The organism is Maribacter algae (assembly GCF_047345745.1).
GTDB lineage: Bacteria > Bacteroidota > Bacteroidia > Flavobacteriales > Flavobacteriaceae > Maribacter.
The window spans coordinates 231,198-252,446 of the sequence record NZ_JBLFES010000004.1 but is presented as its reverse complement, the minus strand read 5'-3'; the positions used below and the strand labels follow the sequence as shown (position 1 = coordinate 252,446).

Genomic DNA, 21,249 nt, shown 5'->3' with positions numbered 1-21,249 from the left:
ATAAATTTAAAATGACATATCGCATAGCAGAACACTGTGAAAGAATAGAGGTAAGTGTGTTATTATATATGTGAATACCTAAAACATTACAGATACGGATTTGTTTTCCTTTTTGATTAAAGCATTAATAGTTTCAACAAGAGCTATATTTTTAGTTGAATATCTTGAAGTATGTCCTAAACCGATTTTTTTAAAGGTTTTAGCGAAATAACCTTTCTATATTATTAGCTTAAATTGAATAAACTTACATTTGTACCTGACCCGATAGGCTAAATTTAATTTTTGGCCGTACATAAATCTGAATAACCTATTTAGTTTGAAAACAACCACGCAAAGTAAAATATGGCTTTCGTCTCCCCACATGGGAGGTACTGAAAGAGGCTATGTAAACGATGCTTTTGAATCTAATTGGATTGCCCCTTTAGGGCCGAATGTAAATGGATTTGAAAGTGATATTGAAAGTTTTATCCAATCTAACGTTCATGCAGCCGCGCTAAGTTCTGGAACGGGTGCAATTCATCTAGCACTTCAAATTCTTGGTGTAGGGAAAGGTGATGAAGTTTTATGTCAAAGCTTTACCTTCTCGGCATCTGCAAATCCAATAGTTTATCTTGGTGCCGAACCTGTTTTCATAGATAGCGAAAGCTATACTTGGAATATGTCTCCTAAATTGTTAGAGGATGCTATTGAGCATAGAATAAAACACTATAAGAAACCAAAGGCAATTATTGCGGTTCATTTATATGGGATGCCATACCAGGTAGATGAAATCAATCAAATAGCCGAAAAGTACGACATACCCGTAATAGAGGATAGTGCTGAAGCTCTAGGTAGTATTTATAAAGGCGAAAAGTGTGGTAGCCTTGCAGCGATATCCATACTTTCATTTAATGGCAATAAAATAATCACTACTTCTGGTGGCGGGGCTTTATTATCGAAAAACAAAGATCACATTGCACAAGCCATTCACCTTTCTACGCAGGCCAGAGATAACGCCCCACATTACCAACATTCCAAAATCGGATATAATTATAGGATGAGTAATGTATTGGCTGGTATAGGAAGAGGGCAAATGGAAGTTCTTCAGGAGCGGGTAGATGCCAGAAGGTCTAACTATAGTTTTTATAAGGATAGTTTAGGGGATTTACCGGGAATAAAATTCTTACAAGAACCCGCTCAAACGTATTCAAACAGATGGTTGTCCTGCATTCTTACCCCTTCTTTTGAAATTAGGGAAAAAATACGACTTGAATTGCAAGCAGAGAATATTGAATCAAGACCTCTGTGGAAACCCATGCATTTACAACCTATATTTAAAGATAGGTTAAATTACTCTGACGGCACTTCGGAAGATTTGTTTAATAGAGGTCTTTGTCTGCCAAGTGGTTCTAACCTCACTAAAGAGGATTTATTAAGAGTTGTCAGTATAATAAAAAATATTATAAAATGATACGGAAATACTTAAGCTATAATGCTCAGAAATACGCATCAAAATGGTTGGTTCTTGCTATTGACTTAGTCACGGTAGGCCTATCTTTTATATTATCCTACGTTATAAGATTTAATCTTACACTTAATTTTGAAGTTGAAAATCTTTTAGTTCAATTACCGGTAATCGTCTTTTGTGCCTTACTTTCGTTTGTAGCGGTAGGTTCCTATAAAGGAGTAATTAGGCATACGGGAGTAAGGGACGTGTATAATTTATTCAATGCCATATGTTTATCAAGCATTATCATGATATTTCTGATTATGATCAATAGACAGGTTTTGTTTTTGGACAACTTTACGATTCCGCTAAGTATTATTATTATTAATAGCTTGATTAGTTTTGTTGCATTGACCTCTTCAAGATATATTTTTAAAGCCATTTATGAAAACCTTTCAGGTGAAATAAGAAGTGCTAAGCGAGTATTTATATATGGTGCCGGAGAATCTGGAATATTGACCCATAGTGCTTTGACCAGCCACTCAAAAAGTAATATAAAAGTTGTAGGTTATATAGATAATGATGAACAAAAAGTTGGAAAAAGTATAAATGGAGTAAGAGTTTATGGTGTGAATTCCTTAAATAGAAATTTTATAGAGAAGAACCATATTTCAGAAATTATTTTTTCCATTCAAAATATAGAATCTAAAAAGCTTCGCACTATGGTGGAAGGTCTTGTAGACTTTCCAGTGAGCGTTAAGATTGTGCCTCCTATCGAAGATTGGATAAACGGAGAGCTAAAAGTCTCTCAAATTAAAAATGTTCAGATAGAAGATTTATTGGACAGGGCACCTATTAAAATCAAGAATAGTAAAATTGCCATGGAGCTGCTAAATAAAACCATCATCGTTACCGGTGGTGCAGGTTCTATTGGTAGTGAAATTGTTAGGCAAATATGCACATATTCTTATAAATCACTTATTGTACTTGATCAAGCGGAATCCGCTCTCTATGATTTACAACAAGAATTAAAACAAAATGGGTTTCATAATTTTATCCCAATCGTGGGAGATGTTAGGGATAAAAATAAACTTAATGCCCTTTTTGAAGAATATAGGCCCAATATTGTTTTTCATGCCGCTGCTTATAAACATGTTCCCTTAATGGAATATAATTCCTATGAAGCTATCAAAATTAATATAGCCGGAACCAAAACAGTGGCAGATTTATCCCTGTTGCATGGAGTGGACAAATTCGTGTTGGTATCCACGGATAAGGCGGTGAACCCTACAAATGTTATGGGGGCCAGTAAAAGAATTGCCGAAATGTATATTAGCTGTATGCAACAAGAAAAAAGAACAAAATTCATCACTACTAGATTTGGCAATGTTCTTGGATCTAATGGTTCGGTCATACCTCTATTTAGAAAACAAATTGAAAAAGGAGGTCCATTAACACTTACACATAAAGACATTACAAGGTTCTTCATGACCATTCCAGAGGCTTCACAACTTGTTCTTGAGGCTGGATCTATGGGTGAAGGAGGTGAAATTTTTATTTTTGACATGGGGGAATCCGTCAAAATATATGATTTGGCCAAAAACATGATAAAATTGTCAGGTCTAAGATATCCAGAAGATATTGATATTAAGATTACAGGGCTTCGTCCAGGAGAGAAACTGTACGAAGAATTATTGGCCAACGGCGAGAATACCATGCCTACATACCATAATAAGATAAAAATCAGTAAGGTAAGAGAAATCGATTATATAAAAACAAGGTCTAAAATTGAAGAGCTTTGCATAACAAATATGTTCTTTAATGGAAATACAGTGAAAATGATGAAGGAAATCGTACCTGAATATATTTCCAAAAACTCTGAACTTTGTGAATTGGACAAGAAAAATAATGAGAACGATAAAAAAACCAATAATTTGAAAATAGTAGAATCCTAGTTTTTTACTATTCTTGCAGAAATTCTAAACACTTTAAATACAATATAATGTTAACGAAAACAAATTCTTATCGTAATAGCTTTTATGCATTATTACTTCTTTTAATTACCTCTTGTGCATCTAAAAAAGATGTGGTTTATTTCCAAAATGCTAGCGCATATGAAACTTTGATAAGTGATAATTCGTATAGTCAAAAATTTAAGGTAGACGACGTTATAAGTATTCATGTTTCTACATTAGATCCAGAAGCAAGTATCCCTTTCAACTTATTGAAAGGAGCGGAAGAGGGAGGCGTTTCCCCAGAACAGGTGGACTATATTATTGATAAAAACGGCGAAATTAATTTTCCGGTCTTGGGCAATGTAAAAATCATAGGACTATCTTCCGAGGAAACTAGACAATTACTAAAATCCAAGCTTGAACCTTACCTTAAAGACCCTATTATTAACATAAGACTTAAGAATTTTACCATTACGGTTTTGGGCGAAGTAAATTCGCCAGGCACTTATTTGGTCAATGGAGAACAAATTACCATTCTAGAAGCCTTGGGACTTGCAAAGGATTTAACAATAAGAGGGGTTAGAGACAATATATTAGTCATAAGGGATTTCAATGGCTCAAAAATATATACTAGAATAGATTTAACTCAAAAGGAAGCTTTGAATTCTCCTGTTTATTATCTTACTCAGAATGATGTGGTTTATGTTGAACCAAACAAATCGGCTATCACGTCTTCTTCATTGGATAATAGAGCATCAATTTACGTTTCTATAGTATCCTTATTAATAACTTCAACTGTTATTCTTATCTCTAGAAATAGATAATTAGATAGTTGTTATAATCTGCTGCCCTTACTTTCAATAATTTATTTCAAAATAAATGGAATCAAAACAAAGCTTAAGTACTCAAACTGATATTTCGGAAATCGTTAAGACCTATACCAAACATTGGAAATGGTTTATAATATTCGCTCTTTTGGGACTGATCGTTGCGTTTCTATACATCAGATATGCCACTCCAGAATATGAAGCAAATGCCAAAATTCATATTCTAGAAGATAAAAATGCGTCTTCAGAACTATCTGCATTTAATGATTTGGATATTTTAGGAGCAGGAACCAATAAGGTAGAAGATGAAATTGAAATTCTTAATTCTAGGGGAAATTTTATAGAAGTAGTTCAAGATTTAAAACTTAATATTACACATACTGTCCTAGGTAATGTTAAGAGCACCGAGATTTATCATAACAGGCCCTTTAATATCAATTTTATTGAAAACGACTCGATTATAAATAATTCTGAGTTTACTTTTTTTGTAGATATACAATCGGACAATACTTTTGGTTATGGATTGGAAGAAGATAGCCCCAGAAAAATATATGCCTACGGAAAGAACATCAAAACAGAGATAGGGGATATTGTTTTAACGCCTAATCTCTCTTTATTAGAAAAGTATATTGACCGAAAAATTAGAATTGACATTCGCCCGATCTTTACCGTTGCAGAGACTTATCAAAAAAAGGTCATCGTTGTTTCAGCTGAGGAGGGCTCCAATATTATTGACATATCCTTGACAGATCCTATTAAAGAGAAAGCGATAAACATTTTGGATAAATTGATTTATGTGTATAATCAAAATGCAATAGAGGATAAAAAAATAATCGCTGACCGAACTTCTAATTTTATTGACGATAGAATAGAAGAAATATCTCTTGAATTAAATACGGTTGATCAAAGTGCAGAAGATTTTAAGACCCAGAAAGGGGTAACGGATATTGCAAGTGAATCCAATATAGCCTTAAACGTAAGTGCCTCTAACAGGGCTGAGCTTGAGAATGCAAGGACACAGCTGAATATTGCAGCTGGGATGAATCAATATCTTGCTGAAGAAGATAGCTATGAAGTATTACCGTCAAATGTTGGTTTGAACGATGGGAGCATAGCCAATACAACAGCTCGCTATAATGAATTGGTCTTGGAGCGAAAAAGACTTTTAAAAAGTGCTGACGAACAGAATCCGGTTATTGTAAACTTGGATCAACAGTTAAACAGTTTAAAGGAAGGTATTAGTTCAAGTCTCTCTGGCATGGAAAGAAACCTTGGGATGCAAGTGAACAATTTATCTAGTCAGTTGTCCAGAATCAACACTAAAATTTACTCGGCTCCTAGTAATTCAAGACAGTTAAGAGATATTGAAAGACAACAACAAACAACTGAATCCTTATTTTTATACTTGCTTCAGAAAAGAGAAGAGTCCCAGATAACCTTAGCATCTAGTTCACCCAAATCAAAAGTAATTGATAAAGCTCATTTAGCTAAAAGGGCTCCGGTTAAGCCAAAAAAGCAAATAATTTTCTTGGCTTCTGTTATTTTAGGTTTACTAATTCCTTTTTCCGCTATTTATGCTGGACAAATGTTCGATAATAAGATAAACAGTAGGACCCAATTGGAAGGACTAGTTAACAATCTTAGTGTAATAGGTGAAGTTCCCAGCATTGGAAAAAAAGAAAGTTTACTTGTACAAAAAGATGACAGGTCTGCCTTGTCTGAATCCATGCGTATTTTACGTACAAATCTTGATTATATTTTGAAATCAAAAAAATCAGGGAATGGAAATATAGTTTACGTAACTTCTACTGTACCTGGAGAAGGTAAAACATTCGTTTCTTCTAATTTGGCCATGATATTAGCGAGTACTGATAAGAAAATTCTTTTAATCGGGGCTGATATTAGAAATCCAAAGCTACACACCTTTTTTGGAGGCAAAAATGTTGATAAGCTTAATATATCAGAAAGCAAAGGTGATTTAGGTTTTACTGAATATCTGTTTAACAAATCTTTATCGGCGAAGGATGTAATTAACCCCATGTTGGTTCACACAAATACAATAGATATTATTTATTCCGGAAAAGTACCGCCAAACCCATCTGAATTGCTAATGAACGGGAGAGTAAAAACGCTATTTGAAGAGATAAGTTCTCTTTATGACTATATTATTGTAGATACAGCTCCTTTGATGGTAGTTACGGATACTTTGCTGTTGACAGAGTATGCGGACCATGTATTGTACGTGGTAAGAGCTGGTAATACAGAGACTAAAGTTATAGATTTTCCGGTTAAGCTTCATGAAGAAGGTAAGTTGCCCGCTTTATCTTTTGTAGTCAATGATGTAAAGCATGATAATCTTGGATATGGAGGCAAATATGGCTATGGTTATGGGAAAAACACCAAAAAATGGTGGAAATTCTAATTTATGAAACTAACTGAAATTATATTTTGTTTTTTCAATTAACGGTTCAATGCTATCTAGTTCATGCTTGTTTAGTTTTATTTCCTTTAGATGATTAATTTGCTGCAGGTTATGAACATCGGAAGCAACAAAATCTATTAATCCTTTATCCAATAATTTCAACGCAATTTTCTTGACCTCTTTTCCATAGTAATCGCTCAAAGAGAGTAGATTAAGTTGAAAAAGGATTCCTTTATTTTTTATAACATTGTATTTGTTAAAATAAGTATGTAAGAAAACATAACGCTCAGGATGAGCCAAAATAGGGAAAAGTCCCTTTTCCTTTATTTTCTCTAATGAACTTTCAAAGTTAATAGAAGCCTGTAAGTAGGACATTTCAACAAGAATATAACTTTTTGCCAAGGGTATAATTTGATTTAGGTCAAGTAGATTCTCAAAATTAGAATCAATCATATGCTCTGCCGCAAAATCTATTTTTACATCATCAAGGCTATTCTCCGGTAAACTTTTTTCAAGCTTTTTATAAGAAGATTTTATCGTATCAATATCGTTGGGATAATAGTTATCCATAATATGTGGAGTACATATAAAATTTGTAATTCCAAATTCTCCCATACCTTTTAGTAGTGAGATAGAATCTTCAACGGTTTTAGCACCATCATCTAATCCAGGTAATATGTGATTATGGATGTCTACAAACCCGTCTAAATAATCAACTAAATAATTTTTCTTTGTAAAAAAATTAAACATGTAGTAGTAATGTGTTTGTCATTGATTCATAGTTAATTCATTTTTCAAACGACAGATTATGGATAAGTATTGTTTTAACGGATAGTTTATGTGACAAGTATTCTATTAGAAGTATTTAATAAGATTAAGAATATCCTTCATACCCTTACTGTGGTATAATAGTTTATATGTTGTACTTCTAATATTACTTCCCGATGCAGTATCTTCTTTCTCCCGTAAACATTGGGGTAGGGGCGTTCGAGGTGGAAAATAGGTGAACACTTTTGTTTTCTTTTGATAGGATAATGCTTTCCATGCTGTTTTTATTGAAGAATAATATCACTATCGATATTCAATTTTTGATGTAAGGCTTTGGCAACATTCAATGTGATTTCCCTTTTACCGTTTAAATAATCGCTGATTCTTGAAGCACTTGTATCTAATAGCGCAGCTAAATCTTTTCGTTTCAGACCCATCTCGAACATTCGTAACTCAATCATTTCCTGTAAGGTCGGTAAACCGATGGGGAAATGTATTTCTTCATATTGTTCAATAATATCGGTAATCTCTAGAAACTCTTTTGCTAACGGGTCATCAGTTAGGGTATTATCATCCACAACATCTATCAACTCTTCTAAGCGAAGATTCGCTTTTACATATGCTGCATGTGTTATTAATTTTCCCATAATCTTATAACTTATCTATATTCTTTATTTTGTCGTAATCCCGATGATTACCGACCCATCGAATCAATACTTTCTTAAACTTAAATCGTACTATGGCAACAACTCGGTAATGATTTCCCTTTATGTTAAAAACGAACCTGCCATTTCCAACGCTATCAGCAGAATTGAAGGTGTTCTTTAAATCGGCAAAACTATCCCATTCGGCTTTATTTGCTTTTTTATACCAATCCTGTAAGGCCACTTTAGCATTGGTTTCTTTGAAAAAATACTCCCTCAGCTTTTTAAATGAAATGACGTGCACTTGATCAATGGTATTAATTAGAACGCAAAGATATAATTAAAATTACATATATGGTAATTTAATTACAATTAGTGAAATATTTTTTAAATTTAGTTGTTAAGCAAATTCATAGGGATATTTAAAATCTATTTTTCGGGATACTTCTTAAATCTGTCTAATTACTATAAATTACATTCATGGCAATGAACGAAGCACAACAAAATATATATAACGGTTTAAAAAGTATAGGAGAAGAGATATCATCTTTTTACATGGATGCATTGGATATTCTTCATACTGAAAACCTGAAATCAAAATCTTATCTCTTAGCACATGTTGCACGGGAAATAGATGGTGGCTTGAGGGATATTCTTGCGCCAATAGGTGCAAAGGAGAAAATGCTCAAAGAACCTTCACTTAAAGACCGAGGGAATGTAGTATCAATATTAGTGGCTCTAGATTTGCCTATCGATGATAGTTTTGCCAAACAGTATATCGAAGTTGCCACAAAATTTGTAAAGTATGCGCATCGGAGAGGCGCAACAAAATCACCTAGAGATCCAAAAGAAGTTATACAGTTATGGTTTGATTATGAATTAATTCTTTTGAAGCTACTGGGGAGCTTTATTAACCAATTAAAGCAAATTGAACGAATTGTCAAGTTTGAGAAGCCTACAAAACAAATCCTTGCAGCATTAAGCAACATCTTTAAAGACAAACAGAAGGAGAGACATTTTTATATTAGCCTTAAAAATGTAAGTTGGCTAAAACCTTTACATAACAATGGCTTTTTTTCTCCTGAATATATATTGGATGAGGCCTTATGGAACCAAGCTGAATACTTAGAATTTATATCCCTCGAGATTAAAAAGGGTAATGTAGATGACAAAAACTCTGAAGTTTTAATAAAAATTATACTTGAGATATGCAGCTACTCCAAGAACATAAAAATACTTGAAAATTACAGAATTTGGTACTTTCTTCTAGATATACTAACAAATTTACCCAAAGATTACGTACCGGATAGAATAGTTGATTACATACCTAGTTTTTTTAATACAAAATATGAGAACAACCTTCAAAGCGAATCAATTTTTAAGCTCATATATTCTTTTTTCGATAAAGAGGAAATAACTAATAAAGACAAGCTGAAAATTGAAAAATTAGTCAAATTAGTTTTTGAAATATCGGACCAGCAAATATTTAGAGATCGGTCAAGCTATGAAACTGGTAAGTATTCCCCTATTATTAGGGCGTATAGATTAAAACAAGCTTGTGAGAATCCAGTTTTTTATTCAGGTGTTTCAAAATATTGCTCTAATAAGATTATTTTTTTTATTGCCCATAATCTACTAATTTATTTGAAGGCCGAATATATAAGTGAGTTCTGGATTAAGAGCATATTTCACATCGATGAAGTTGACAAACAATCATACTCCATTGAAACAATTTATTCAATCTTCTTAAAAACTACATGCGTAGAAATATCTAAGCAATCTAAAACGCGAATAAGGGAAATTATATCTGCCTTTTTAAGTGATACATATAATCATAAACACTTTATTAAACTTTCTTTGTTTCTATTTGCTAAAACATGGAAATATTCAAAACAAATCTTCTTTGATTTGATAAAGAATAATGATGAGAAAATGCTATTTTCTAATAATTTTTGGGCACATGATCTTTATTTTTTATTAGAAGAAATTGCTGATTCCTTAGACCTCAGGGAGGCTTCAGTTATTGAAAAAATAATTGAGAATGGTTCTCAGGATAAAGACTATTACGATAAGAGTAAATACCTAGATGATTATAAGCTTCTGTGGTATTCAGCACTAAGCACCAATTTATTATTTGAGAAAAAATATGAATTGTTTTCCAAGAAATTAAATAAGGAAAAAAAGCAAATTAGGCCAAGAGAACAGGGTAATATCACCTTTGGAAGTACCTCTCCAATTAGTAAGAAAGAACTAAAAACCATTTCAGTAAGAAATTTAGTCGGGATTTTAAAAACATTTGACCCTGAAAGGAGTTCTCGAGAGCCCTGCGTTGAAGGTTTGGCAAGTAACCTAAATACTTTTATTAAAGAATCACCTGAAAAATTTTATGATGATTGTGATTTGTTTTTGCAAACGCCTTATAGACACATTTCAGAGATTTGTTCCGCACTTACTGAGAGTTGGAAGAATGACAGGGAAATCAATTGGAAAAATGTTCTAAATTTTATTTTTAAGTATATTAAACAGACTGAATTTGCTACAAATCATCTACAATTAAAAAACGCATCATATAAACATGATCACTTAGATGTAGTTAAGAGTTTTTGTAGACTACTAAGTGCTGGGATGCGAAGAGATGAACAAGCCTTTAATGCTAAATTATTGCCGATAGCTGAGAAAATTGTATTTGTTTTTTTGGATAAATATTTAAGTGACGAATTAGAGGACAAAGCAAAAGGAAAATTGGGGTCCGCCATGCATGCCATTAACTCAACATCGGGAGTTATAATAGGCACATTATTCGACTTGTCTTTAAGAAAAGCACGGTTACAAGGTAAAAGTTTGGAAGATAAAAGCCCAAGGTGGTCAGATAAAGAAAAAGAAGCCTACGAGAAATTAATCGAAAAAAATATCCAGGAGTTCTATATGTATTTAGGCTGGCACAGAAATCGATTTTATTTTTTAGATTATACTTGGACAAGTAATCAATTACAGTCTATACCATCAAAAAATAATCAGACCATCAAGTCCTACTTTGGCGGTCATTTGATTGAATATCCAAATTCAAAATTTGAGTATGAGACATTTAAGGATGTTTATATAAAGGCGATAAAAGAAGATTGGAAAGTCGAGGATTCAACAATGCGTACTGACCCTTTGGAGGTTCATGCAACCATTTTTTACATCTTTGATTATGAAGATTTAAGAGAAGGAGAAATTCTAACTTATATTTTGAATCAAAAGAATATTCAGAAAATAAGAAGTATTATTCACTCCTTGTCATTTAAATATGACCAATATTTGGAAAATCAGGATGCCAATGGTAAAAGCCTATTCAAGAGAAAGATTTTTAAAATTTGGAACCTTACCCTTGAAATTCTAGAAGATAGTGCCGATGTCGAATCTAAGGACATGCCTACCTTATTTTATCTTATCAAATATATCGAAGAACTTAATGAGGAAAACTATGAGCTCATAATACAAACTTCAAATTTCGCAAGGCATGGTAGGGATTTCGATGAACTAATTAAAAATTTAAATAGATTAAAATTGCAAGGTGATGTTATAGAAAGCAGCATTTATGCCTGTGATATTTTCATGGAATCAGTATTTAAGGATTTCTATTATGCCTCAATAATGCAGAAAGAGATTATCGAATTTACTGAATCCATGTATCTCCTTGAAAATGAAAAACTAACAAACTATTCTAACAGGATTTGTAATGAGTTTGCCAAAAACGGACAATATTTTTTGAGGGATTTATATGAAAAGTTTAATTCTTAATTGATAGAATCCCCCCCAAATCTTACCCAAAAACTTTGCGCGTGGATCCTGTCCGGTTTTTGTAGTGTTCCGGCAGATAAACGTGAAGCAAAAACCGGATAGGGCGCATCTTACTTTTTGCTTTTGGGTTCACGCCATTCTTGATAGAGTTCGCCTGCCTCTGGGATGGACTCGAAAAAAGCTCTAAAGTGCGCCACCGCTTTTTCTTCTCCTTGCTCGAATGCTTCATGCTTTATTTCAGAAATTTGAGATACTTTATAAACGGAAAATCCTAAAACCAAAATGATGCAGACCAAAAGACCCCAGAACAACCTTATCGCCCATTTTGGAAATGTGATGGACTTTTTAATGTAGTAGACCACATTGGCCATCAGCTTATGTTGGTCTTCAACGGATTTCCTTTGATAGCCGTTATATTCCTTTAGAATAAAGTCGATATCTGAGGTATCGGCTTGTACTTTATAGGTCATCAAAAAGGCTTTCAATTCTTCCATTCGGTTGACCGAATTCTCGAAGCCTTTGATTTCTTCCGTTAGCAACTCTGCTATTTCATCTAATTTTGCCATAATCTTATATTTCCATTCCTAAACCAATTGTTTTCTTGACAGCCATTTTGATAACCTTTTTAGTAATTGTGGCTGCGATGTTGGGCGATATTCCAACCGTCTTGCCCAATAGTTCTAGCGTATTGTCCTTCACTATCTTTTGGGAAGCGGTTTTGCCAAAACCAATTCGCTCTGCGATTCTTGCCATTGACATAGAACGGTGTACTTCACTTCCCTTTAAGTTTTGCCCGTTGTATTCAAAGCGAAAGCCCTGCAACTGATTTGATTTGTTGATACTTGGAATAACTTCTACATTTCTTTGTTTCATGTATTTGATATACTGGTCAAAATCGTTGGGTTTCAATTCGGTTAGAACCTTTTCGTGAACTTGCCTTATTTCTTGTCGTATGCTTTGAATTTCATTTAGTCTTTCTTGTTGTACCTCCCGAACTGTGGTCAATCCCATTTGCTGCGCCACTTTTTCTGCAGCCTGCTGGCTTCTTTTTCCTATAAAGTTGTCTTTGTAAGCCTTGCCATCAAAACCAATACGGTTCACATATAAATGGATGTGCAAATGACTTTTATCCCGATGCACAAATGCAATTGCCTGTCGTTCTTGTAATTTCATTTCTTTTATGAACCGTTGTGTGATTTCTGTAAGTTGTTTGTCCTTCAATTCTTGTCCGTCTTTTATGGTGGGACTCAGCACAAAACTCATGGTGTTCTTTTTGCATCGCTGGTTTTGGGATTGTATGATTTTAAACTCTTGGGTAATTTCTTTGGGGTTGTCGCCAGCCAAATGACCTCGATAGATAACTTTGGCCTCTTTCTCCTCATTCCATCCATAGCCTATAGAAGCACCCGTGTGCGATATGGATTTCCCCATGCCTATCATTTCTTAAAATTGTAAAGATGTTTCCGTATTTCATTCGCTAATTGCACAACCTCTTCTGATAATTTTGGATTCCGTTTTTTGTACATATTTCCAATACGTTTAAAATTGACCTGATACTGAACCAGTAATTTGTATACATTGATTTGTTCATCGGAAAACCGTTCAATAATCCTATGGTCAAAAGCGGCACGACGACAATATTCACTTATGGAAAGCCCACTCTTTTTTGCCTTTATTTTTAAGAGCTTCTTTTCATAAATAGAACATCGAAATTGTACAAACTCTCTTTTCATTTTAGGTTTTAAAATCTTTATTCATCAAAATACTTTATGCTCAATCATACATCGAAAACTCGATTACCAGTTCCTATTCTTTTGCGACCTTCGGGAGCAAAAGCAAGATTTGTCATTACAATGACACATCTTGAATTCTCACTCAGATGTAATTATTATTACTGTTTTCATTTTTCTTCCTTCTCCCTATCCATAAAAGTTTAATCATGTATTATCATCTAAATATTTAGGAGAGAAAGAGTATTTAACGATGACTTTAAAAGTCATTTACTAATCTAAACCTGTCTATTTTTAAAGGTGAATTCCAAAGCTTCTTTCTCAATTTCCGCTTTTGATTTTCGACGATTTTGTAGTAACCAAATGTTAAGTTTTGTCTTCTCAAAAAACAGCATTTTGCCGTTGGGTTTAGAGTGGGGGATTTCCCTTGCTGCGGTTAACTTGTATAGGTAGCTACGTGATATACCGGTGTATTCACAGGCTTCCTCAAACGTGAGTACTTCTTTATTCGCCACCAATAAGCGTTCTATACGGTCGAGCCGTTCTTCTAATTCCAGATAGTCCATTTATTTCTAATTTTGGATTAAACAATGCACAAAAACTTTTGTTCTTTTTAGCAGAATTCTAGCGCTAAACTAATAAGGGAATGGAAAGGAAATGTCAGCATTTAAGGCAATGCAGGCATATTAAGGGCAAAAGCAAACAAACGACTACTATAGGTTATAAAAGATAGATTGTAACTCGTTGCTCTTTTTGGAAATCGGAGTTCTTGATTTGGCATCCTTGACGGTAGAGTAGGTGTAGGGGTTGCCATCTTCCCTTCGGATGGTATCAGATCTTTTGAAGAAGTCGATTACGGTTAATGAATTTTTAGGGAAGTTGACCTTAAATAATTCAAAGAACTCCCTGCAACTCGGTGCATCCAATTTGAAATATATTTTGGAATCATGGGCATTCCAATCTTCCTTGAAGACCTTCATGAAATCATCAATTTCCGTTCGCTCGCAGATAATCATATCATAACGGACAAGACTGTTGTAGATATTCTTTAATTGGTCTTCGGTAATCGAAATGTTGAAATTCCTTCTGCTTTTTAATTTTTCCTTAATCTTAGGAATAAAAACATTTTTGAATTTTTTAGTCCAGGTTAATAGTGTAAGTGCAATGCCACAAATAAAAACGAACCAATTGAGTGTATAGAAAAGTTGGGGCAAGATTTCAATTCGCTCAAAAAATGTCGAATAACTACCGTGCATCAGAGCTAACCCTAGACCATAAAATACCAGTCGAGGTTTCTCTATGTACTTGTCCCACCCAACTCTTTCGTTGAACATAAATCGGGTAAAGAATCCAATATAGGGAATCAATAACCGTACATAGACATAGGCGAAACATGCCAATAAGAGATATTTGATAAGGATATCCATGTTCCTAAGTTACTACTTTACAGGGGCAAAGGCACGTATTGTAGATGTATGGAGCGATTTTTGGGTTATGGGCACATAGGCTAGGGCTGCTTATTATTGTGGGTAGGGAGAAGAATGGTCAAGCGGCCTCTTGCCGCTTGTTCTTTCGTGCGGTTCCGAGGGTGTAGGGAAAGCCGAGAGCGGAAAGACTACCGATACGGACTGGCGAAGCATGTCCGCATGGGAGGGATTGGAGTGGTAGGGTTGTGCGATTTCCGTTGGGGCTTTGGAGTTTATAGTTGAACACATTTCAAATATAATATTTCTGAATTCAAAAATTGAGATTCTAGTATAATTGATTTTGAATTGATGAGGAATAGAAAGTCCTATAAAAAGTTCTTCGTACGGCATTACTTAATCTTGTAATAACTTATCGAATTCTACCATTAATTAGGCTTCATAAAAGTATTCAAGAAAATCTGTTTTCAGTTCTTAGTTTACCTAGGAAAACAATATCGCTAGAGCAAAACATTAACCCATAACATACAATACTTACCCTACAATATTCTTTGCATTTTTGTGACATTTCGACGGACAAATGGAAAATAGCTATAGTGTGATAATACTCCAAATTTTGCCTGATTGAAGTATAAGTGTGAGTCAACTTGTCTATTCGTATCTGGGTGCAAAAAATTGTATTTTTTGTTAAAAGTCAAATTATCATACTTCTATATGCTTAATTTCAAGCTAGCATGAATAGAGATTGACTTATTTCTACAAGTATTTGAACTAAATCTGTCATTTTTAGATGTCTAGACTTCGTTTCTTTGCCACAGAAAATGAATCTTCGATACATTTGAGTATCTTGAGTCATAACATAATAAGCCCACTATGCCAATTTATATGGATTTACATATTGTTCCCGGAGTAATCGCCGAACATGTTGCTCAAGCGCATCAGGAAGACCTTAAGATACAGGGGAATTATGGCTGCAGGGTAATGACATATTGGGTCGATGAGGCCCATGGCAGCGCCTTTTGTTTGCTTGAAGCGCCGGACAAAGAATCGGTTATCGAGATGCATAATGATGCCCACGGACTCATACCCCACGAAATCATAGAAGTGAATAGCGGTATTGTACAAGCTTTTTTAGGAAGAATAAAATACCCCGAAAACCACAGTGTTTCCGTTGATACCGGTCTGAAGATTTTTAACGACCCTGCCTTTCGAATCATATTGGTTATTACCACAATTAAAGCAAAACTGCTTGAACACGATTTAGGAACTGCCAAGGCAAGGGAAGTTTTATACGAGTTTACAAAGAATGTCAAGCAGCAGATTGCAAAACATGAGGGGCGTCTCGTTGAAATGGAGGGTGAGGGATTCGTAGTCTCGTTCATTTCTGCCTCACAAGGAATAAATTGTGCATTAGGTATTCAAAATGAGGTGGCTGGTCTTTCTGAGGAAATAGGTTTGGGCATGAGCCTCAATGCCGGCTTACCGGTTGATAAGAGCGATAGACTGTTCGGCACCACTATTAAGTTTGCGCGCCACCTCTGCACTATAGCCGATAGCAACCAAATCGTGCTGGCCTCAATAGTTGATGAGTTGAATAAGTCGGATCGTCAAAATGACCAGCGATTAGAACGCGTAAAAAGTATGACCATCGGGGAAGAAAAATTCTTGGAACTGATGATGCAAGTTTTGGAAAAGAACTGGCAAGATGCCGAACTTACCGTAGAAGATTGTTGTCATAAACTTGGCCTAAGCAAATCGCAGCTGTATCGAAAATGTGTTGCACTTTTTAAGATGTCGCCTAATAATTTAATCAGGGAATACCGTTTGGTCAAATCCCTGCATATGCTAGATGCTCGTTGCAATGTTTCGGAAACGACCTTCGAAACCGGATTTAGCAGTCCCTCCTATTTCACGAAGTGTTTTCAAAAACGTTTCGGATTAGCACCACTACAATACCTTAAAATGTAGTGCAAAACCAATATCCTTTTACATAATTCTTAAACCGCGTTATACTTTTAAAAGTTAGTATAGCTGTTTGTTGGTCAATATGATATTGTCAACTGAAAGAGGTGTGTCTACACTTTAATCTCTTAGGGTTTAATTTCGAGAAGCACGTATTTTTTCTGTTTGATTTTGGACTTTGTTTTTATTGAACCCGACATTTCGGGGGATATTCCGTATTCCTGAATCGAGGTAGCTCATTGTGCATTATTTGTTTCATTTTTTGAACGAAATGTAGGCGTTCTTGGGAAAATGCTCCGCTACTTTTGGAGTATAAATTCTAAACAAGGACAACATGAAAACCAAAGGATTATTCAAAGTGCTTATCATTTCAATAGTATTGACGACCATAGGGTCGCATGCCCAAAAAACTGATAAGAACCCAATAACAAAAAATATGGAATCGACAGCCTTAAAAACCTACCTCATAGAACGCGATATACCCAATGCCGGGCAACTTTCTCAGGAGCAATTAGCGGGCATCGCACAAAAATCGAATGCCGTTATTGCAGAAATGGGCAACGGCTTAGAATGGGTCCATAGTTATGTGACCGAAAACAAAGTGTACTGTGTTTACAAGGCTGAAAATGAAGAAGCCCTTAAACAACACGCCGAAAAAGGCGGTTTTCCTGCAAATAGCATTACCGAATTGGCAACCATAATCAATCCTGCTACAGCTAAAAATTGAGTGTTTGAGTTAGTGTTAGGCGGAAATCTACCCATCAGGACTCTTCAAAAGCGAATGACGGGTGGTTTCCCAAACTACTTCCATTCAAAGAAGAAGATTCCCCAAAATTTTGTTTTGAACCATTAACCTTTAAATGATAACATCATGAAAGATTTAGAAAGTAGAGAAAATACCGGTTTTGAATCATTTTTCTGGTTTATACTGCTGCTCTTTGCCGTTTTTATCCTCAATGCCTGCGACAAGGAGAATATAGAAGCTTGGGAAAATGAAGTGGAACAACTGAAACTGGCCGTTGCCCCATTGAAAGATTTTGATACTGCAAAAAGCAAGGGTTATGATATTAAAGCTACGGAATATCGTACTCAAATGGGCTTTCATTATTTGAATGCCGACTTGTTGGATGAAACTTTTGATGTGGAGAACCCTGAGGTTTTGATCTTTATCGAAACTGCATCGGGTGGTATGGAATTGGTGGCGGTAGAATATGGTGTTCCCATTAAGGATTTAGATAACCCACCACCCCCGCCCGAAGGATATTCGGGTAGTGAGGACGTTTGGAAAATAGATGCCGAATTTAGCCTTTGGACTTTACACGTTTGGGTGCCCATGGAAAATCCGGAGGGGATTTTTACACCTAGAAATCCGATGTTGCCGTAGTCGGGGTTTTGTTGCTCATTAGCCTTTGAAAACCGAAGTAAAAGAGATGGTTTGGTATGTCCAAAGTATTCTTTTTCAACGATCGTTTCAATTTTGGAACTCCTCTCACAACCCCTATACATCGTATAAAATACTTTTACCCTATTGAAACCCAACACCCACTAAAAGCATAGTTCTTCCCCAATCGATTTTAGTGCTATAAATAAAACCATTTACAAATTTCGAACATGAAAAAGGCAAGAACCTTAATAGTAATAGCTTTAATAGCATTTGCGTGGGGATGCAATAAAGATGATGCACCACCCACACCAAAACCTGAAACGGTAGACAAACCTGAACCCGAACCTGAGCCAGAAAATAGAGCTCCGGGTGCATTTTCTTTATTGGAAGTTAAAGATAAGGATACAGCAGTAACCTTGACCCCTACTTTTAGGTGGAATACGGCGACAGATCCCGATGGGGATATGGTGCGCTATGATCTTTTCTTGGGCAAAGAAGAAAACGCACTTGATAGTATAATAACCGATTTGAATACGGCTACCCATACCATTAATGACCGTCTCTCTTTATTTACTGAATACTTCTGGCAAGTAAAAGCAAAAGACAGTGCAGGTTTAGAAACAGTTACCGATACCCTGTCGTTTGTTACGCGTAGATTGAACAAACCTTCGTCGGCCACCATTCCAATGGCCGACTTCGCCCCAAGAATGCTACATACGGTCACTTTTTTCAATGGTAAGCTGTGGCTCTATGGGGGTCAGAACAAAGACGGAATCTTGGTAGACGTCTGGTCTTCTGATGATGGTATCAATTGGACAAATCGCGCAGATCCTGGTTTTGGTCCGTTAAGGGGGCATGCAGCCGTTTCTTTTCAAGAAACGTTATGGTTTCTTGGTGGTAGAACCACATCGAGCATCGACTCCCGTACGAATCAAATAATACCTACGATTGGTATTGATGAGAATGGTTCGAAATTTCCCGCCGAATGGTCGGCAAGGGAATTGCATACGGCAGCAGTCTTTCAAGATAAAGTCTGGATTCTTGGTGGGGTAGGGCCAAATAACGAATATTTGGATGAGGTATGGACATCGGAAAATATGACCGATTGGAATGAAGAATCAGCACTCCCATCTGGCAGATTTGGTCATGCTTCGGTCGTATTCGATAACAAACTTTGGGTCATTGGCGGCTTTGATGGCACCGATTATCTGAACGATGTATGGTACACTGCCGATGGTGCCACATGGACAGAGGCTACGCCTAATGCCCCTTTTTTACCGAGGGTATCTCATGCCGCAGTCGTGCACGACAATAAGATTTGGCTTTACGGGGGCGATGACCCTTCGAGAGTATTTGGCGATATCTGGTATTCGGAAAACGGACAAGACTGGACTCGCTTTGCACTTGAGGGAAATTATGAAAGAAGGGTAAGACCAACCTTAAATGCCTTAAACGACCAGCTGTTATTGATTGGTGGCTGGGATTGGGATAACCCAGAAAAGTACTACAACGATATCTGGGTCTTTGATTAAAAGATATACTATGAAAAAAATAAAGCGAATTTTAGTCACAACGGGTTTAGCGCTTTTCGTGCTGGGTTGCAGCAAAGACGACGCACCCAAAACACAGAATCCTGAACCAATAGGTAATCCAGATCCAAATCCAAAGCCAGAAAATAGGCCACCGGGGAGTTTCTCTCTTTTAACAGTTCATAACAATGCGACCGATGTAGATGTACTACCAGAGTTAAGTTGGGAGGCCGCTACTGATCCCGATGGTGATCCGGTTACCTACGATATTTATTTAGGTGCCGAAAAAAGCACCTTGTCTCCTATCGCCATGAATTTAGGTACTACATCGTTTAAACTAGATGATATGCTCTTGAGAAACACAGAATATTTTTGGAAAGTACTTGCCAAAGATAACAATGGCGCGACCACCCTTACAGAAGTTCGAAACTTTACTGTAGCTCCCCTCCCTTACTTAAGCAAGTATTCCGTTGAATTATCAAATCAAGAAGAAACAATTAAGGAAGAATATCAATTCACCTTTGACTCTTTAAACATTATGAACAATATGCAGATAACCTTTAATGGTTTGGTTGGCAATGAAGGGAGTTGGGAGAGTATGGAATACGATGGTGACGGAAGGCTAATATCTTTTAATATAGGAAGCGGAGATGCAAAAGAGACAAGAGAGTTATCATATGATAGTGCCGGTAAAATGATACAGCTAAGGAGAAAGAATGAGGATTATAATGACATAACGACGACCATATTTTATGACACTAAAAATCGGGTATTTACTACTGAGCTGGAAAGCCGCGGATATACGTATAGGAAAACAACATATTCGTACACTGGTGACGCCGATTTGCCTTCGTCATACACCGTAGTAGATAGCCAAGAAAATACAGAGGTTAAGGACGTTCTGCACAGAAAAACACTAGTGTGGGACGAAAATGACAATCTCGTTAAAGACACGTATGAAATCAATAGGAGCGATGGGGAGGGTTTTAAACTTAAGGAGGAGATAACATTTGCCTATGACGCCATGAAAAACCCTTGGTCTCGTATCGTAGATGAGAAGTTTGTGTTTAACGGGTTTTATGGAGGTATTTACGGGCCTGTTTATTTAGGCTTGGTATTCCCTAGTTTTAGCGGCGAGCTTATCAGGCCACTTAAGAACAATCTCACCCAAAGGACCATGGTCGTCAGGTCCAGTACTGGCATATCTATTAACACGCTGCGCTTTCAGCATGAATACAATGAAAGCGGTTACCCCATATCGTCCACATTACAAGATTCTCAGGGTAACATTACGGGCCTCGTAACGTACAGTTATGAAGATGATTAGCTATAAATAGATACCGGCCATCTTGCTAAAATCCTTTGCAATTAGCCAAGGGCGATGTGCGATTGGGT

19 protein-coding genes are annotated in these 21,249 nt (G+C 35.9%); 10 read left to right on the top strand and 9 right to left on the bottom strand.

What is annotated here, in order from left to right:
* The first annotated feature begins 361 nt into the window (after window positions 1–361).
* The 4 genes from ACKWBX_RS15715 to ACKWBX_RS15700 are packed head-to-tail and all read left to right on the top strand — an operon-like array spanning window position 362 to window position 6,630.
* Window positions 362–1,450, top strand: a complete 1,089-nt coding sequence (locus ACKWBX_RS15715) for a DegT/DnrJ/EryC1/StrS family aminotransferase (protein WP_413969823.1) — start codon at window positions 362–364, stop codon at window positions 1,448–1,450.
* Window positions 1,447–3,381 carry a polysaccharide biosynthesis protein gene (locus tag ACKWBX_RS15710; RefSeq protein ID WP_413969674.1) on the top strand — a complete coding sequence of 645 codons (1,935 nt, stop codon included), beginning with the start codon at window positions 1,447–1,449 and terminating at the stop codon, window positions 3,379–3,381. Before ACKWBX_RS15715 ends, ACKWBX_RS15710 begins: the two co-directional genes overlap by 4 nt.
* 47 nt (window positions 3,382–3,428) lie before the next feature.
* A complete protein-coding gene (locus ACKWBX_RS15705; protein ID WP_413969673.1) occupies window positions 3,429–4,205 on the top strand; it encodes a polysaccharide biosynthesis/export family protein in 777 nt (258 codons plus the stop codon).
* Window positions 4,206–4,260: 55 nt separating this feature from the next.
* A complete protein-coding gene (locus ACKWBX_RS15700; RefSeq protein ID WP_413969672.1) occupies window positions 4,261–6,630 on the top strand; it encodes a GumC family protein in 2,370 nt (789 codons plus the stop codon).
* 9 nt (window positions 6,631–6,639) lie between these two features.
* On the opposite strand, the gene ACKWBX_RS15695 is transcribed toward ACKWBX_RS15700, so the two are convergent.
* The 3 genes from ACKWBX_RS15695 to ACKWBX_RS15685 all read right to left on the bottom strand — a co-directional run bounded on the left by ACKWBX_RS15695 (window position 6,640) and on the right by ACKWBX_RS15685 (window position 8,346).
* On the bottom strand, window positions 6,640–7,380 hold the full coding sequence (locus ACKWBX_RS15695) for a tyrosine-protein phosphatase (protein WP_413969671.1): 741 nt from the start codon (window positions 7,378–7,380) through the stop codon (window positions 6,640–6,642).
* Window positions 7,381–7,682: 302 nt separating this feature from the next.
* A complete protein-coding gene (locus ACKWBX_RS15690; RefSeq protein ID WP_413969670.1) occupies window positions 7,683–8,045 on the bottom strand; it encodes a helix-turn-helix domain-containing protein in 363 nt (120 codons plus the stop codon).
* A 4-nt stretch (window positions 8,046–8,049) separates the two neighbouring features.
* A complete protein-coding gene (locus ACKWBX_RS15685) occupies window positions 8,050–8,346 on the bottom strand; it encodes a type II toxin-antitoxin system HigB family toxin (RefSeq protein WP_413969669.1) in 297 nt (98 codons plus the stop codon).
* A 176-nt stretch (window positions 8,347–8,522) separates the two neighbouring features.
* Here ACKWBX_RS15685 and ACKWBX_RS15680 point away from each other — a divergent pair, with 176 nt between their 5' ends.
* Complete coding sequence (locus tag ACKWBX_RS15680; protein ID WP_413969668.1) at window positions 8,523–11,825, top strand: hypothetical protein; 3,303 nt, start codon at window positions 8,523–8,525, stop codon at window positions 11,823–11,825.
* Between the two features lie 110 nt (window positions 11,826–11,935).
* Here the strand turns inward: ACKWBX_RS15680 and ACKWBX_RS15675 are convergent, their stop codons facing one another.
* The 6 genes from ACKWBX_RS15675 to ACKWBX_RS15650 form a co-directional block, all read right to left on the bottom strand.
* Complete coding sequence (locus ACKWBX_RS15675; protein WP_413969667.1) at window positions 11,936–12,391, bottom strand: DUF6730 family protein; 456 nt, start codon at window positions 12,389–12,391, stop codon at window positions 11,936–11,938.
* Window positions 12,392–12,395: 4 nt separating this feature from the next.
* Window positions 12,396–13,256, bottom strand: coding sequence for a relaxase/mobilization nuclease domain-containing protein (locus ACKWBX_RS15670; protein WP_413969666.1), 861 nt, complete (start codon window positions 13,254–13,256; stop codon window positions 12,396–12,398).
* Window positions 13,257–13,261: 5 nt separating this feature from the next.
* Window positions 13,262–13,558, bottom strand: coding sequence for a mobilization protein MbpA (gene mbpA / locus ACKWBX_RS15665; RefSeq protein WP_411030397.1), 297 nt, complete (start codon window positions 13,556–13,558; stop codon window positions 13,262–13,264).
* A gap of 275 nt (window positions 13,559–13,833) precedes the next feature.
* Window positions 13,834–14,121, bottom strand: coding sequence for a helix-turn-helix domain-containing protein (locus tag ACKWBX_RS15660; RefSeq protein WP_413969665.1), 288 nt, complete (start codon window positions 14,119–14,121; stop codon window positions 13,834–13,836).
* Window positions 14,122–14,268: 147 nt separating this feature from the next.
* The gene (locus ACKWBX_RS15655; protein ID WP_413969664.1) at window positions 14,269–14,982 is read right to left on the bottom strand and encodes a hypothetical protein; all 714 of its coding nucleotides are present in this window, start codon (window positions 14,980–14,982) and stop codon (window positions 14,269–14,271) included.
* A 93-nt stretch (window positions 14,983–15,075) separates the two neighbouring features.
* A complete protein-coding gene (locus ACKWBX_RS15650) occupies window positions 15,076–15,372 on the bottom strand; it encodes a hypothetical protein (protein ID WP_413969663.1) in 297 nt (98 codons plus the stop codon).
* Between the two features lie 480 nt (window positions 15,373–15,852).
* Here ACKWBX_RS15650 and ACKWBX_RS15645 point away from each other — a divergent pair, with 480 nt between their 5' ends.
* The 5 genes from ACKWBX_RS15645 (at window position 15,853) to ACKWBX_RS15625 (ending at window position 21,181) form a co-directional block, all read left to right on the top strand.
* Complete coding sequence (locus ACKWBX_RS15645; RefSeq protein WP_413969662.1) at window positions 15,853–16,947, top strand: nickel-binding protein; 1,095 nt, start codon at window positions 15,853–15,855, stop codon at window positions 16,945–16,947.
* 328 nt (window positions 16,948–17,275) lie between these two features.
* Window positions 17,276–17,668 (top strand): DUF4242 domain-containing protein, encoded by a 393-nt coding sequence (locus ACKWBX_RS15640; RefSeq protein WP_413969661.1) that lies wholly within the window; start codon window positions 17,276–17,278, stop codon window positions 17,666–17,668.
* Between the two features lie 144 nt (window positions 17,669–17,812).
* Entirely contained in the window at window positions 17,813–18,325 is a 513-nt protein-coding gene (locus tag ACKWBX_RS15635) for a hypothetical protein (protein ID WP_413969660.1), read from the top strand.
* A gap of 227 nt (window positions 18,326–18,552) precedes the next feature.
* Window positions 18,553–19,857, top strand: a complete 1,305-nt coding sequence (locus ACKWBX_RS15630) for a Kelch repeat-containing protein (RefSeq protein WP_413969659.1) — start codon at window positions 18,553–18,555, stop codon at window positions 19,855–19,857.
* A 10-nt stretch (window positions 19,858–19,867) separates the two neighbouring features.
* Window positions 19,868–21,181 carry a hypothetical protein gene (locus ACKWBX_RS15625; protein ID WP_413969658.1) on the top strand — a complete coding sequence of 438 codons (1,314 nt, stop codon included), beginning with the start codon at window positions 19,868–19,870 and terminating at the stop codon, window positions 21,179–21,181.
* Window positions 21,182–21,249 lie beyond the last annotated feature (68 nt).